The organism is Nocardioides sambongensis (genome assembly GCF_006494815.1).
Lineage (GTDB): Bacteria > Actinomycetota > Actinomycetes > Propionibacteriales > Nocardioidaceae > Nocardioides > Nocardioides sambongensis.
This window is the reverse complement of sequence record NZ_CP041091.1, coordinates 2,550,681-2,565,043: the sequence shown is the minus strand read 5'-3', so window position 1 is coordinate 2,565,043 and position 14,363 is coordinate 2,550,681. Positions and strand designations below refer to the sequence as shown.

At 72.5% G+C, this 14,363-nt stretch carries 15 protein-coding genes and 2 pseudogenes; 15 read left to right on the top strand and 2 right to left on the bottom strand.

Annotation, left to right across the window (positions count from 1 at the left end):
* Nucleotides 1-68: 68 nt before the first annotated feature.
* The 5 genes from FIV43_RS12080 (at nucleotide 69) to FIV43_RS12060 (ending at nucleotide 4,077) form a co-directional block, all read left to right on the top strand.
* The gene (locus FIV43_RS12080) at nucleotides 69-1,082 is read left to right on the top strand and encodes a DNA-directed RNA polymerase subunit alpha (protein WP_141014338.1); all 1,014 of its coding nucleotides are present in this window, start codon (nucleotides 69-71) and stop codon (nucleotides 1,080-1,082) included.
* A 92-nt stretch (nucleotides 1,083-1,174) separates the two neighbouring features.
* On the top strand, nucleotides 1,175-1,744 hold the full coding sequence (gene rplQ, locus FIV43_RS12075) for a 50S ribosomal protein L17 (RefSeq protein ID WP_141014337.1): 570 nt from the start codon (nucleotides 1,175-1,177) through the stop codon (nucleotides 1,742-1,744).
* Between the two features lie 122 nt (nucleotides 1,745-1,866).
* Complete coding sequence (locus FIV43_RS12070) at nucleotides 1,867-2,883, top strand: 4-hydroxy-3-methylbut-2-enyl diphosphate reductase (RefSeq protein ID WP_181407466.1); 1,017 nt, start codon at nucleotides 1,867-1,869, stop codon at nucleotides 2,881-2,883.
* A gap of 10 nt (nucleotides 2,884-2,893) precedes the next feature.
* Nucleotides 2,894-3,514 carry an L-threonylcarbamoyladenylate synthase gene (locus FIV43_RS12065; RefSeq protein WP_141014336.1) on the top strand — a complete coding sequence of 207 codons (621 nt, stop codon included), beginning with the start codon at nucleotides 2,894-2,896 and terminating at the stop codon, nucleotides 3,512-3,514.
* An 86-nt stretch (nucleotides 3,515-3,600) separates the two neighbouring features.
* The gene (locus FIV43_RS12060) at nucleotides 3,601-4,077 is read left to right on the top strand and encodes a hypothetical protein (RefSeq protein ID WP_141014335.1); all 477 of its coding nucleotides are present in this window, start codon (nucleotides 3,601-3,603) and stop codon (nucleotides 4,075-4,077) included.
* Here FIV43_RS12060 and FIV43_RS12055 read toward each other — a convergent pair.
* On the bottom strand, nucleotides 4,061-4,477 hold the full coding sequence (locus tag FIV43_RS12055) for a DUF6542 domain-containing protein (RefSeq protein ID WP_141014334.1): 417 nt from the start codon (nucleotides 4,475-4,477) through the stop codon (nucleotides 4,061-4,063). The genes FIV43_RS12060 and FIV43_RS12055 overlap by 17 nt on opposite strands.
* Nucleotides 4,478-4,559: 82 nt before the next feature.
* Nucleotides 4,560-5,642, bottom strand: coding sequence for an ABC transporter ATP-binding protein (locus FIV43_RS12050; RefSeq protein ID WP_141014333.1), 1,083 nt, complete (start codon nucleotides 5,640-5,642; stop codon nucleotides 4,560-4,562).
* Nucleotides 5,643-5,802: 160 nt separating this feature from the next.
* Here FIV43_RS12050 and FIV43_RS12045 point away from each other — a divergent pair, with 160 nt between their 5' ends.
* The 10 genes and pseudogenes from FIV43_RS12045 to nagB all read left to right on the top strand — a co-directional run bounded on the left by FIV43_RS12045 (nucleotide 5,803) and on the right by nagB (nucleotide 14,363).
* Complete coding sequence (locus FIV43_RS12045; RefSeq protein WP_231123133.1) at nucleotides 5,803-6,840, top strand: ROK family transcriptional regulator; 1,038 nt, start codon at nucleotides 5,803-5,805, stop codon at nucleotides 6,838-6,840.
* A gap of 73 nt (nucleotides 6,841-6,913) precedes the next feature.
* Nucleotides 6,914-8,185, top strand: a complete 1,272-nt coding sequence (locus FIV43_RS12040; protein WP_141014331.1) for an extracellular solute-binding protein — start codon at nucleotides 6,914-6,916, stop codon at nucleotides 8,183-8,185.
* Nucleotides 8,186-8,297: 112 nt separating this feature from the next.
* On the top strand, nucleotides 8,298-9,203 hold the full coding sequence (locus tag FIV43_RS12035) for a carbohydrate ABC transporter permease (protein ID WP_141014330.1): 906 nt from the start codon (nucleotides 8,298-8,300) through the stop codon (nucleotides 9,201-9,203).
* Nucleotides 9,203-10,045: a carbohydrate ABC transporter permease gene (locus FIV43_RS12030; RefSeq protein WP_141014329.1), complete on the top strand. Its 843-nt coding sequence runs from the start codon at nucleotides 9,203-9,205 to the stop codon at nucleotides 10,043-10,045. The genes FIV43_RS12035 and FIV43_RS12030 overlap by 1 nt, the downstream gene beginning before the upstream one ends.
* A complete protein-coding gene (locus FIV43_RS12025) occupies nucleotides 10,042-11,514 on the top strand; it encodes a glycoside hydrolase family 3 N-terminal domain-containing protein (protein WP_141014328.1) in 1,473 nt (490 codons plus the stop codon). The genes FIV43_RS12030 and FIV43_RS12025 overlap by 4 nt, the downstream gene beginning before the upstream one ends.
* Nucleotides 11,511-12,032: pseudogene (locus FIV43_RS12020) on the top strand (ROK family protein); the annotation flags it as partial. The gene FIV43_RS12025 and the pseudogene FIV43_RS12020, both read left to right, overlap by 4 nt.
* Nucleotides 12,020-12,265, top strand: a pseudogene (locus FIV43_RS23535) (ROK family protein); the annotation flags it as partial. The pseudogenes FIV43_RS12020 and FIV43_RS23535, both read left to right, overlap by 13 nt.
* 15 nt (nucleotides 12,266-12,280) lie before the next feature.
* Nucleotides 12,281-12,421, top strand: a complete 141-nt coding sequence (locus tag FIV43_RS22395) for a hypothetical protein (RefSeq protein ID WP_231123999.1) — start codon at nucleotides 12,281-12,283, stop codon at nucleotides 12,419-12,421.
* Nucleotides 12,418-13,578 (top strand): N-acetylglucosamine-6-phosphate deacetylase, encoded by a 1,161-nt coding sequence (locus FIV43_RS12015; protein WP_141014327.1) that lies wholly within the window; start codon nucleotides 12,418-12,420, stop codon nucleotides 13,576-13,578. Before FIV43_RS22395 ends, FIV43_RS12015 begins: the two co-directional genes overlap by 4 nt.
* A complete protein-coding gene (nagB, locus tag FIV43_RS12010) occupies nucleotides 13,578-14,363 on the top strand; it encodes a glucosamine-6-phosphate deaminase (RefSeq protein ID WP_141014326.1) in 786 nt (261 codons plus the stop codon). Before FIV43_RS12015 ends, nagB begins: the two co-directional genes overlap by 1 nt.

The following is a 14,363-nucleotide window of genomic DNA, read 5'->3' as shown; positions in this document are numbered from 1 at the left end:
TGTGAGGACCTCGTCCTCGTCGGTCTGGGTCGTCATATAGCGGTCGGCCCGGAAAGGAAACGAAACCAGTGCTCATCGCACAGCGCCCCACCCTGTCGGAGGAGACCGTCGACCAGTTCCGGTCGCGGTTCGTCATCGAGCCCCTCGAGCCCGGCTTCGGCTACACGCTCGGCAACTCGCTGCGTCGTACCCTCCTGTCCTCCATCCCCGGTGCGTCGGTCACCAGCATCAAGATCGACACCGTGCTCCACGAGTTCTCGACCATCGAGGGCGTCAAGGAGGACGTCACCGAGGTCATCTTGAACCTGAAGGGCCTCGTCGTCTCCTCCGAGCACGACGAGCCGGTCACCATGTACCTGCGCAAGTCCGGTGCCGGTGACGTGACCGCCGCCGACATCGCGCCCCCGGCCGGTGTCGAGGTGCACAACCCCGACCTGAAGATCGCCACGCTGTCGGACAACGGCAAGCTCGAGATGGAGCTCGTCGTCGAGCGCGGCCGTGGCTACGTCTCGGCCGTCCAGAACAAGGGCGCCGACAACGAGATCGGCCGGATGCCGGTCGACTCCATCTACAGCCCCGTGCTGAAGGTGACCTACAAGGTCGAGGCCACCCGAGTCGAGCAGCGCACCGACTTCGACAAGCTCGTCATCGACATCGAGACCAAGCCCTCGATCCTGCCGCGCGACGCGATCGCGTCGGCCGGAAAGACCCTGGTCGAGCTCTTCGGCCTGGCCCGGGAGCTCAACGTCGAGGCCGAGGGCATCGACATCGGCCCGTCGCCGGTCGACGAGCAGCTCGCCGCCGACCTCGCCCTCCCGGTCGAGGACCTGCAGCTGACCGTCCGGTCCTACAACTGCCTCAAGCGCGAGGGCATCCACACCGTGGGTGAGCTCATCGGTCGCTCGGAGCAGGACCTGCTGGACATCCGCAACTTCGGCGCGAAGTCCATCGACGAGGTCAAGGCCAAGCTGGTCGAGATGGGTCTGTCCCTCAAGGACAGCGCTCCGGGCTTCGACCCGGCCGCCGCGCTGGCCTACAACGACGACGACGACAGCTCGTTCGTCGAGGACGAGCAGTTCTGATCGCCTCCTAGTACGACGCCGTCCGGGCCGGCCCGGCCCGGACGGTCCACTACCCCGGTACCTGGTACGGCCGGGGAGAAACGAGAGAAGCAATGCCCAAGCCCAAGAAGGGTCCCCGCCTCGGCGGAAGCCCGGCCCACCAGCGCCTGATCCTGGCGAACCTGGCCACCCAGCTCTTCGAGCACGGCCGGATCACCACGACCGAGTCGCGCGCCCGGACCCTGCGTCCGTACGCCGAGAAGCTGATCACCAAGGCGCGCAAGGCGCACGCGGGGGAGAACCCGCTGCACCAGCGCCGCGAGGTGCTCAAGGTGATCGGTGACAAGGGTGTCGTGCACACCCTCTTCACCGAGATCGCGCCGAGCTTCGCCGACCGTCCCGGCGGCTACACCCGGATCACCAAGATCGGTCCCCGCCACGGCGACAACGCGCCGATGGCCGTGATCGAGCTGGTCACCGAGGCCTACACCCCCGCCGCGCCCAAGGCCGCTCCGGCCGCGGACACCGGTGAGGACGTGGTGACCGAGCCCGAGGCCACCGACACCCTCGAGGGTGAGGGCGGCGCGGTCGCGGAGACCGAGGAGACCCCGGCCGAGCAGGCCGAGGAGACCGCGGCGGACGACGCCGAGGAGACCCCGGCCGAGGACGCCGAGAAGGCCTGACCTCCCGCAACGAGACCGGCCCGGAGCGCACTGCGCTCCGGGCCGGTTCGTCTTTTCCCCGGGTCCCGGCGGGTGTCGGCGACGGTTCGTGCGTTCCCGGGGGCGACCGTAGACTTGGGGCCATGACGATCGACCTCGGCACGCCGCGCCACATCGACGACGCCGACCGCCAGGTGCTGCTGGCCGCTCCCCGCGGCTACTGCGCCGGCGTGGACCGTGCGGTGGTCACCGTGGAGCAGGCGCTGGACCTCTACGGGGCGCCGATCTACGTGCGCAAGCAGATCGTGCACAACAAGCACGTGGTGGCCAACCTCGAGGCGCGCGGTGCGATCTTCGTCGAGGAGCTCGACGAGGTCCCGGCAGGTGCAACCGTCGTCTTCTCCGCCCACGGCGTCTCCCCGGCCGTCGTCCGGGAGGCGGGGGACCGGGCGCTGAAGACGATCGACGCCACCTGCCCCCTGGTCACCAAGGTGCACCGCGAGGCGGTGCGCTTCGCCCGCGAGGGCTACACGATCCTGCTGATCGGGCACGCGGGGCACGAGGAGGTCGAGGGCACCGCCGGCGAGGCGCCCGAGCAGACCGTGCTCGTCGAGCACCCCGACGACGTGGACGGGCTCGAGTTCGCCGACGACGCCAAGCTGGCGTGGCTGTCGCAGACCACGCTGAGCGTCGACGAGACGATGGAGACGGTACGCCGGCTGCGGGCCAAGTTCCCGCAGCTGGAGGACCCGCCGAGCGACGACATCTGCTACGCCACCCAGAACCGCCAGGTCGCGGTCAAGGAGATCGGCGCCGCCGCGGACCTGGTGATCGTGGTCGGGTCGGCGAACTCCTCCAACTCCGTGCGGCTGGTCGAGGTCGCGCTGGAGGCCGGCGCCAAGGCGTCGTACCGGATCGACGACGTCAGCGAGCTGGACGAGTCCTGGTTGGACGGGGTCGGCACGGTCAGTGTCACCTCGGGTGCCTCCGTCCCGGACCACCTGGTCACCGAGGTGCTGGCCTACCTCGCCGCGCGTGGCTACCCCGACGCGCGGGCGGTGCAGACGGCCGAGGAGACCCTGGCGTTCTCCCTGCCCAAGGAGCTGCACCGGGACCTCAAGGAGGCCGGCCGCTCCACGAAGACCCCGGTCCGGGTGTGAGGAGGGTCCGATGGCCCGCTATCTCGATGTCCACCCGGACAACCCGCAGCCGCGGCTGATCCAGCAGATCGTCGACGCGCTCAACGACGATGCGCTGATCGCCTATCCCACCGACTCCGGCTATGCGCTGGGCTGCCGGATCGGCAACCACGCCGGACGTGACCGGATCCTGGCGATCCGCGGCCTCGACGAACGCCACCACTTCACCCTGGTGTGCCGCGACTTCTCGCAGCTGGGCCAGATGGTGCACGTCGACAATGCGGCCTTCCGCGCCATCAGGGCCGCGACGCCGGGCCCCTACACGTTCATCCTCAAGGCGATGCCCGAGGTGCCACGCCGGCTCTCGCACCCCAAGAAGCGCACCGTGGGCGTCCGGATCCCCGACCTTCCGGTGGTGAGCAGCCTGCTCGACGCGCTGGGTGAGCCGCTGCTGTCCAGTTCGCTGATCCTGCCCGGCGAGACCGAGCCGCGGACACTGGGCTGGGAGGTCAAGGAGGAGCTCGAGCACCAGGTCGACATCGTGGTCGAGGCGGGGGAGACCCCGGCCCAGCCGACGACCGTGGTCGACTGGTCCGAGGGCGTCCCGGAGGTCGTACGACGCGGCGCCGGTGACCCGGACCGCTTCGCCTGACCCGTCCGCACCCCGCCGCTCCCGCCGGCGGCCTCGTCCCTCCCCAGCCCCGTCCGTCCCGCCCCGTCTCGGAGGTAGCACCACTCATGTCGTTCCCGCGCCGGCTCGCCGTCGCAGCCGTCCTCCCCAGCACGCTCGTGCTCACCACCCTGGTCGCCCTGCTGGCCCCCGTCGGCGGCCTTCCCGGTCTCGCCGGCCCAGCGGGCGCCGCCGGTCCGGTGGCCGAGGCGGCGTCGAAGCCGATGGTCCGGAGCACGGTGACGGTCAACGGGTTCCGTCTGGCGGACGAGGGCAGGGTGGTGTTCTACGGGCGGGTGCGTTCGCCCCGGCCGGTGTGCCAGCGGGCGCGGCTGGTCAAGCTCCGGCAGGTCGACCAGGGGGCGCGGGCCGGAAAGTCCCGCACCTCGCGCTCCGGGCGCTGGCGGATCGTGTTCAAGGGTCGCCGGGTCGACCCCGACGGCACCTTCCGCGCGCACGTCGCCCGCACGGTGGTCCGGGTCGACGGTCGCCGGGTCGTCTGCGCTCCGGACGCCGTCCGCTACGACCCTACGAGCGGGAGCTGAACCGGCGCCGGACGCCGAGCACCGCGAGGCAGGCGGCGTAGCCGGTGAGCAGGGCGATGCCGTGGCCGGAGAGCCCCGACATCGTGGCCTGGACGATGCCGTCCTGCGGCTCGGCGATCGCGGCCGGTTGGGCGAGGGCCAGCAGCAGGACCACGCCCGCCATCGCCAGCGGCGGAAGCGTGCCGACCGTGAAGAAGTCGTCCGGTCGCACGGCCAGCGCTGCACCGACGCAGACGGTGACGAACGCCAGGTCGTAGAGGAGTCCGAGCCGGTCGGAGATGGCGAGGTCCACCAGCGCCGCGGTCAGCAGCACGGCTGCGCTCAGGCTCACCACCTCGCGCGCGCTCATCCGCCCCTCCTCCCAGAGGGTGCGGGTCTGCTGCTCGGGCGCGAGGCTCACAGGGTCGACGCTAGGGGGTCGGGGCGACCGGCCGGGGACGGCGCGCCGACCCGGCCCCGTCAGGCTCAGCCGGGACCCAGGCTCAGCCGGGCAGCCGCACGCCGCTGGCGGTGTCGAACACGTGGGCGGCCCCGGTGGGCACCCGCACGTGGATCACGTCGCCGGCGCCGGTGTGCCCGCGGCTGGGCAGGCGCACGGTGACCGAGGCCTCCACCCCGGGCGTCAGCGTGGCGCTGCCGTAGGCGAAGCCGTCGGCGCCGAGCTCCTCCACCAGGTCGACGGTGACCGGCACGCCCTCCCCGGGGCCGACCAACTGCCAGGCCTCGGCGCGGATGCCGACGGTCACCTCGGAGGTCAGCGCCGCACGGGTCTGTGCGGTCACCGGGACCTCCAGCCCGCCGAGCATCACCTTGCCGTCGGTCACGGCGGCGGGGAGCAGGTTCATCTGGGGCGAGCCGATGAAGCCGGCGACGAAGAGGTTGGCCGGGGCGTCGTAGAGGCCGAGCGGGGTGTCGGCCTGCTGGATCTCACCGGCGTTCATCACCACGACCCGGTCGCCCATCGTCATTGCCTCGACCTGATCGTGGGTGACGTAGACGGTGGTGATCTCGAGCTCGCGCTGCAGTCGCGCGATGTCCCCGCGGGTCTGCACCCGCATCTTGGCGTCGAGGTTCGACAGCGGCTCGTCCATGCAGAAGACCTGGGGCTCGCGGACGATCGCCCGGCCCATCGCGACGCGCTGGCGCTGGCCGCCGGAGAGCGCCTTGGGGCGACGCTCCAGGTAGTCGGTGAGGCCGAGCATCGCGGCCACCCGCTCCACCCGGACCCGCTGCTCGTCCTTGTCCACGCCGGCCATCTTGAGCGGGAAGGCCAGGTTGTCGGCGACGCTCTTGTGCGGGTAGAGCGCGTAGTTCTGGAAGACCATCGCGATGTCACGGTCCTTGGGGGCCAGACGGGTGACGTCGCGGTCCCCGATCAGGATCCGGCCCTCGTTGACCTCCTCCAGCCCGGCCAGCATCCGCAGGGTGGTGGTCTTGCCGCAGCCGGAGGGGCCGACCAGCACCAGGAACTCGCCGTCCTGGACCTCCAGGTCGATGCCGGGGACGGCCGGCTTGTCGGCGCCGGCGTACCAGCGTTGGGCGTGATCGAAGGTGATGCTGGCCATCTGGACGACTCCTGCTGTGATCTGGATCTCGCGGAATGCTTGCCAGCGTATATGTAAGTATGGTGAACTAACAAACATGTCCTGGCGCAATCCCACCGACCGCTCACGCCGTGAGCGCACGAAGCTCGGTCGCACCGACTCGCGTCGGCACCACCGCTCCATGTTGCTGCAGGACCTCTTCGCATCGGGCCCGGCCAGCCGCGCCGACCTGGCCCGCAGCAGCGGCCTCACCCGCGTCACCGTCTCCGACCTGGTCGCCGAGATGATCGCCGACGGACTGGTCGCCGAGCTCGGCGCGCCGACCGAGACGCGGGTCGGCAAGCCGCCGACGCTGGTCGGGCTGGTGGCCGACGCCAAGCACGTCGTCGCCATCGACCTCTCCGTGGACGACCAGGTGGTCGGCGCGCTGCTCAACCTGACCGGCGAGGTGATCAGCCGGGAGTCCCGCGACCGGGCCGGGCGCCGCGGCGAGGACGCCGTCGCGCTGGTCCAGGAGGTCGCCGCCGGCCTGATCGAGCGCAGCGAGCGTCCGCTGCTCGGGATCGGCGTCGCCACCCCCGGTGTGGTCAGCCCCGACGGCGTCGTGATCGCCGCGCCGAACCTGGGCTGGACCGACCTGCCGCTCGCCGAGCGCCTGCGCGAGGCGCTCGGACAGCCGGTCTACGTCGCCAACGACGCCAACACCGCGGTGGTGGGGGAGTACACCTACGGCGGCGGCGACGAGGACGGCGTGCTGCTGATCCGGCTGAGCACCGGTGTCGGCGCCGGTCTCGTCCTCGCCGGCTCGGTGGTCCACGGCCGCGGAGCGGCCGGCGAGATCGGCCATGTCCGGGTCGCCGCCGACGGCGAGACCTGCGCGTGCGGACGGCGGGGCTGCCTGGAGACCTTCCTCGCCGTGCCGCGGCTGCGCCGGCGCCTGGCCGAGCACGCCCCGGAGGCGGTGCTGGCCGAGGCCGGCGAGCGGCTCGGCGCCGCCCTGGCGCCCGTGGTCGCCACCCTGAACCTCGGCGAGCTGGTCCTCTCGGGCCCGCTCGACCTGGTGGAACCGTTGGTCCGTATCTCGGCCGACACCGTGCGGGAACGGGTGATGCCCGTCTCCGCCGAGCAGTTCGTGGTCCGAGCATCGAAGCTCGGCGACGACGGGGTCCTCGTCGGCGCGACCGGTCTGGTCCTCGCCGGCGAACTCGGGGTCTCGTGACCCGTCCCCCTCACATCACGCGGACCCGCCGGGTCCGCGTCCCGTCAAGGAAGCAGAGGAACAAGCAGTGCGCATGAAGAAGACACTGGCCCTGGCTGCCGTCACTGCCCTCCTGGGTGTGACCAGCGCGTGCGGGTCCGACGACAACGGTGGATCGAGCGCCGACGGTGGTCCGGAGAAGGCCGACCTCGTCGTCTGGCTCAACGGCGCCGACACCCCCCAGGAGGCCCGGGACTGGCTGAAGGAGACCTTCGAGGAGGAGAACCCCGGCTCCACGCTCACCATCGAGGAGCAGGAGTGGGACGGTCTGGTCGAGCGGATGACCACCGCGCTCTCCTCCGAGGACCAGACCCCCGACGTGGTCGAGGTGGGCAACACCCAGGCCCCGACCTTCACCACCGCAGGTGCGTTCAGCGACCTCACCGGTGACCTCGAGGACCTCGGCGGCGACGACCTGCTGCCGGGCTTCGTGGAGGCCGCCACCGTCGAGGGCAAGACCTACGCGGTGCCCTACTACGCGGGCTCGACCTACGTGTTCTACCGCAAGGACCTGTTCAAGAAGGCCGGCGTCGAGGTGCCGACCACGATGGACGAGTTCGTCGACGTCGCGGTGCAGCTGAAGAAGGAGAGCGGCAAGGCCGACTTCTCCGGCTACTGGCTGCCCGGCCAGGACTGGCGTGACGGTGCCGCGTTCCTCTGGGACGCCGGTGGCGACTTCGCCGTCGCGGACGGTGACGCCTGGACCGCCAGCCTCTCCACGCCGGAGTCCCAGGAGGGCCTGGCCACCGTGCAGCAGCTGTTCACCGAGGCCTCCGGCGCTCCGGCCGACGCCAACGAGAGCGACCCGGTCACCCCGTTCTGCGCCGACAAGGTCGGCATGATGTCCCGCCCGGGCTGGGTGTACGGGATGCTGACCGACGAGGAGTCGGGCTGCCCGGACCTCGCGAAGCAGATCGGCGTCTTCGCGCTCCCCGGCTCCGACGGTGAGCCCGCTCCGGTGCTGCTCGGCGGCTCCGACATCGCCATCCCGGCCAAGTCCCCGAACCAGGACCTCGCCCGCGAGGCGGTCAGCCTGATGCTCAGCGACGACTACCAGGGCATCCTGGCCGAGGCCGGCCTGACCCCGGCCAAGGAGTCGCTGGCCACGCTGCTCGGTGACGACGAGTTCGCGCAGGCGACCATCGCCGCGGCCTCCAACGCCAAGCTCACCCCGGCCGCCGCGAACTGGGCGACCGTCGAGGGCACCCGGGTGCTGGAGGACCTGTTCAGCCAGATCGCCCAGGGCGGCGACATCGCCGACCTGGCCGCGGACGCCGACGCGCGGATCGACGACGAGCTGAACTGAGGTTCCGCTGGAACCTCTGGACCACCCGGGCTGACCGCCCGGGTCCAGGAACCGCTGTCCGGGCGGGCGATCCCCGCCCGGACGGCGGACCGACCTCATGAGGAGGAAGCGCATGCCCCGCGGCGCGCCCGCAGCGACCCGCAACCCGCTGCCCGTCGGCCTGGTCATCCCGGCCGCGTGCCTGCTGGCACTCGCCCTGGGATACCCCCTGATCCGTCAGGTGGTGCTCTCGGCGCAGGAGTTCGGTCTCGCCCAGCAGTTCGGCCAACCACCGGCGTGGGTGGGTCTCCAGAACTACCGTGACCTGGTCACCGACCCCTACCTGTGGAAGGTGGTCGCCCGGACCGTCGGCTTCTGCTTCGTCAACGCGGGGCTCACGCTGGCCATCGGGATGGGCGTCGCCCAGCTGATGACCCGGATGAGCCCGTGGGTCCGGATGGCCTCGCAGATCGGGCTGATGCTCGCCTGGGCCACCCCGGTCGTCGCGGCGATGACCGTCTGGCAGTTCATGTTCGACACCGAGTACGGCCTGGTCAACTGGGTGCTCGTCCAGTTCGGCGGCGACTACGCCGGCCACTCCTGGCTGATCGAACCCCTCTCCTTCTTCGCGGTCGCCACGCTCATCGTGGTCTGGATGAGCGTCCCGTTCGTGGTGTTCACGCTCTACGCGGCACTCACCCAGGTGCCCGAGGACGTGGTCGAGGCCGCCGAGATCGACGGCGCCGGTGCGTGGGCGCGGTTCGTCCACGTCGTGCTGCCCACGATCCGCCCGGTGCTGCTGGTGGTGCTGCTGCTGCAGATCATCTGGGACCTGCGCGTCTTCACCCAGATCTACAGCCTGCAGAAGGCCGGCGGGATCACCCGCGACACCAACCTGCTGGGCACCTACATCTACTCGCTGGGCATCAAGGGCGGCGAGTTCGGTACGGCGGCCGCCGCCGCGATGTTCATGCTCGTGCTGACGGTCGTGCTGACCGCGCCGTACATCCGGATGATGATCAAGCAGGAGGAGGACTGATGGCCCGCCGCACCCCCACCCCGGTCCGCTACGGCGCCAACCTCGCCGGCCTGCTGATCGTCCTGGTCAGCGTCTTCCCGGTCTACTGGATGGTGAGCCGCTCGTTCCTGCCGCGCAACCGGATCCGCGGCACCGAGCAGGTCTGGTTCCCCTGGGACGGGACCCTGGACAACTACCGTCGGATGCTCACCGGTGAGTCCTTCCGCAGCGCCCTGACCACGAGCCTGGCGGTCACCCTGCTCACCGTCGTGATCGCCCTGCTCTTCGCCTTCCTCGCCGCCGTCGCGGTGAGCCGGTTCCGGTTCCGCGGCCGCCGCACGTTCATCATGACCCTGCTGCTGATCCAGATGATCCCCGCCGAGGGCCTCTTCATCTCCCAGTACAAGATGCTCGAGGGGATGCAGCTGCTGAACTCGGTGATCGGTCTGACCCTGGTCTACGTCGCCAGCGTGCTGCCCTTCACCGTGTGGACGCTGCGCGGCTTCGTCGACGGTCTCCCCAGGGAGCTCGAGGAGGCTGCGATGGTGGACGGCTGCTCCCGCACCCGCGCCTTCTTCACCATCACCCTGCCGCTGCTCGCCCCCGGCTTCGTGGCCACCGGCCTGTTCGCGTTCATCCAGGCCTGGAACGAGTTCACGCTGGCCCTGGTGGTGATGACCGACCCCGCCAAGGAGACCCTGCCGGTGTGGCTGATCGGGTTCTCCGAGTCGCGCAGCCGCGGCGTCGACTGGGGCGCGATCATGGCCGCGTCCACGCTGATCACCATCCCGGTGATCATCTTCTTCATCATCGTCCAGCGCCGCATGGTCGCCGGACTGACCGCCGGTGCGGTGAAGGGATGAGTGTCTCGGTGAACCCCCGTCCGACCGCACCAGAGGACGCGGCCGGCGTCGAGCGCCTCGCGCTCCAGGTGCAGCTGGCCTCCTTCGAGGGCCCGCGCCTGGCGCCGGAGTGGTCCGCGCTGCTGGCCGAGGGCCTCGGCGGCATCTGCCTCTTCGGCAGCAACCTGACCGGCGACCGCGACGACGTGGCCGACCTGGTCGCCGACATCCGCCGCGTCCGGCCGGCGGCCCTGGTCGGCCTGGACGAGGAGGGCGGCGACGTCACCCGGCTCCACATCCGGGCCGCCAGCCCGGTGCCCGGTGCCGCGGTGCTCGGTCGGATCGACGACGCCGACCTGACCGCCTCGGTGGGACGCGCCGTCGGCACGGACCTGGCCTCGGTCGGGATCGATCTCGACCTCGGCCCGGTCGCGGACGTGAACAGCAACCCGGACAACCCGGTGATCGGCACCCGCAGCTTCGCCGGTGACCCCGCCGTGGCCGGCCGGCACGTGGCGGCGTGGGTCCGCGGACTGCAGTCGGCCGGGGTGGCCGCCTGCGTCAAGCACTTCCCCGGCCACGGCGACACCGCCCAGGACAGTCACCTGATGCTTCCCGTGCTGGAGGCCGAGGTCGCGGTCCTCGAGCGGCGCGAGCTGCCTCCGTTCGCAGCGGCGATCGCGGCCGGTGCGGCGACCGTGATGACCTCCCACCTGGTGGTGCCGGTGCTGGACGACGCGCTGCCGGCGACCTTCTCCGCGGCGATCCTCGGACGGCTGCGGACGATGGGCTTCGAGGGTGCGATCGTCAGCGACGCGCTGGACATGGCCGGCGCCTCCGCCGGTCGCGGGATCCCCGCCGCGGCGGTCCTCTCCCTGGCCGCCGGGGCCGACCTCCTGTGCATCGGGCCGGACAAGCCGGCCGCTCTGGTCCGCGAGGTCCAGGCGGCGATCGTCGCCGCTGTCGAGGACGGGTCGCTGCCGCTGCAGCGGTTGCGGGACGCGGCCGCACGCACGGCCGCTGTCCAGGACCGGGCCGGGCATCCGGCCGGGACCCCCGGGGAGCCGGTGACCGCCGAGCGGCTGCGCGCCGCGACCCGGACCGCCTTCGACCTCGAGGGTGCGCTGCCGGACCTGACCGGAGCGCGGGTCCTCAGCCTGGAGACGGAGGCGAACATCGCCGTGGGCCCCGGCCGCTGGGGTGTCGACCCCGACCTGCGGGTCGACCCTGCCGACGCCGGGCTGCCCGACGGCCCGCTCGTGGTCCAGGTCCGTGACGCGCATCGTCGTACCGACGTCAGCGCGGTGCTGGCCCGGCTCGCCGAGCGCGACGAACCGGCCCTGGTGGTGGAGTGGGGCTGGCCGGGACCGCGGACCGGGTGGGACACCCCGGCCGGGGCTCACCTCGCCCGCCTGTGCACCTGGGGCAACAGCCGTCCGGCCATCGAGGCTGTCGAGGAGATGCTGCGAGAGGCCGGGTGGCGGCGATGACGGGCGCGATGCGGGTCGGGCTGGACATCGGCGCGACCAAGATCCTCGGCGTCGCCGTGGATCCGGACGGCCGGGTGGTCGCCCAGGTGCGCACCCCCACCCCCAGCGGCGGTGACGCCGTGGTGGCCGCCGCCGCGGAGGTGGTCGACAAGCTGCGGGCCGAGACCGGCTCCGGCCCCGCCCATGCGGTCGGCGTCGGTGTGCCCGGGCTGGTGGACACGGCGCGCGGCACGCTGCAGAACGCGGTCAACCTCGGGGTGAACGAGGACTGGTTCCCGCTCGGCGCCGCGCTCTCGGAGCGGATCGACGCCGCCGTCGTGGTGGACAACGACGCGAATGCCGCCGCGCTCGGGGTCGCGCGCCGCACCGACCACGACGACCTGGCCTACCTGAGCATCGGCACCGGCCTCGCCGCCGCGCTGGTGCTGGGCGGGCGGATCCGCCGTGGGCTGCGCGGCGCAGCCGGCGAGATCGGGCACATCCCGGTCGACCCGGCCGGCCCGCGCTGTCCCTGCGGGCAGGTCGGCTGCCTGGAGACCTTCGCCTCCGGGTCCGCGGTGGCGGCCGCCTGGCCGACCGCCTCGGGCCCCCGGCGCAGGCGCTCTTCGCGGCCGCCGCGGACGGTGACGCCGCGGCGATCGCCGTACGGGACTCGTTCGCCGCCCGGGTGGCCGACGCGGTGCGCCTGGTCGCCCTGGCCGTCGACCCGGCGGCCGTGGTGCTCGGCGGGGGCGTCGCCCACGTCGGCGACCCGCTGCTGGAGGCGGTGCGCGAGGCGCTGGGCCGGCAGGCCGCCGACTCGCCCTTCCTGACCTCGCTCGACCTGGCCGGGCGCCTCTCGATGATGCCGCTGGACACCCCGGTCGCCGCCGTCGGAGCGGCGATCCTGGGGGAGGAGGGACGATGAGCTCGCTGACCGTTCGGGGTGGCACCGATGCCGCCGGAGACCCGTGCGAGGTGCACGTCGTCGACGGTGTGGTCACCGACCCCGCCGATCTCGCCGACCCCGCCCGGCCGGTCGGGGACGTGCTCGACGCCTCCGGCCTGCGGGTGCTGCCCGGCTGGCTGGACCTGCAGGTCAACGGCGTCGCCGGGATCGATCTCACCAACGAGCCCGACCGGCTCTGGGAGGCCGGCACCGCGCTGGCCGGCTTCGGTGTGACCGGATTCCTGCCGACGGTGATCACCTCCGCCCCCGAGGCGCGGGCCCGCGCCCTCGAGGTGTTCGCGGCCGGCCCTCCCGCGGGCTGGCGCGGCGCGGTGCCGCTCGGCCTGCACTTCGAGGGGCCGATGATCGCGCCGACCCGCAAGGGTGCCCACCCCGAGCACTGGCTGCGCGCCCCCGCCCCGGAGCTGGTGCAGGGGTGGTCGCGCACCGACGGCGTGGCGATGGTGACCATCGCCCCCGAGCTGCCCGGCGCGGGCGAGGTGATCGACCTGCTGGTCGCGCGCGGGGTGCTGGTCTCGGTGGGGCACACCGCCGCAGCGACCACCCAGGTCCTCGACGCACTCGACCGCGGCGCCCGGGTGGTCACCCACCTCGGCAACGCGATGCCGCCGATCCAGGCGCGCGAGCCCGGGCCCGCCGGCGTCGCCCTGGCCGACCCGCGGCTGACCGTCGGGCTGATCGCCGACGGCCACCACCTGCACCGGGCATCGCTGACCGGGTACGCCCATGCGATGGGTCCGCAGCGCACCCTCGCGGTCACCGACTGCACCGCCGCGCTCGGGCTGCCCGACGGGGAGACCCGTCTGGGCGACCAGCACGTGCTGGTCGAGGCCGGGGCGGTGCGGTTGGTCGACGGCACCCTGGCCGGGTCCGCGGCCCCGCTGACCCAGTGCCTGCGCGAGCTCGCCGCCGCCACCGACTGGCCCACGACCGACGTCGTGGCCACCTGCACCAGCGTCCCCGCAGACCTGCTCGGCGACCCGGGCCGGGGCCGGATCAGCCCCGGCGCCCGCGGCGACCTGACCCTGGTCGACGACGACTTCGAGGTGGTCGCCACCGTCGTCGGCGGCCACGTCGTGCACCACATCGACAGCTTCGACGGAGGAGATCGCTGATGGAGGTCGTGCCGCTCGCCGGCGCCGAGGAGATCGGACGCGTCGCGGCGGACGTGATCGAGTCGGTGGTGCGACGCCGGCCCGAGGCGGTGCTGGGGCTGGCGACCGGCTCCACGCCGCTGCCGACCTACCGCGAGCTGGTCCGGCGGCACCGCGCCGGCGAGGGGCCGTCGTACCGGCGGGTGCGCTGCTTCAACCTCGACGAGTACGTCGGTCTGCCCGACGGGCACCCCGAGAGCTATCGGGCGACCATCGCCCGCGAGCTCACCGACGACCTCGGGATCGAGCCCGGCCGGGTGGCCGGTCCGGACCCGTCGCCCGCGGGGCTCGCCGATGCCGGCGAGCGGTACGAGGCCGCCCTGGAGGCGGTCGGCGGCGTCGACGTGCAGCTGCTCGGGATCGGCTCGGACGGCCACCTGGCGTTCAACGAGCCCGGCTCGTCGCTCGGGTCGCTGACCCGGATCAAGACGCTGACCGAGCAGACCCGGCAGGACAACGCCCGGTTCTTCGGCTCGCTCGAGGAGGTGCCGCACCACGTGCTCACCCAGGGCCTGGCCACGATCCTGCGCGCTCGGCACCTGGTCCTGCTGGCCAGCGGCGCCGGCAAGGCGGAGGCGCTCGCGGCGGCGGTGGAGGGGCCGGTCTCGGCCTCGTGCCCGGCCTCGGTGCTGCAGCACCACCCGCACGTCACCGTGCTGGTCGACGACGCTGCCGGCGCCCGGCTGGACCGCCTGGACCACTACCGCGAGGTGTACGACGCCAAGCCGGCGTGGCAGGGCCTCTGA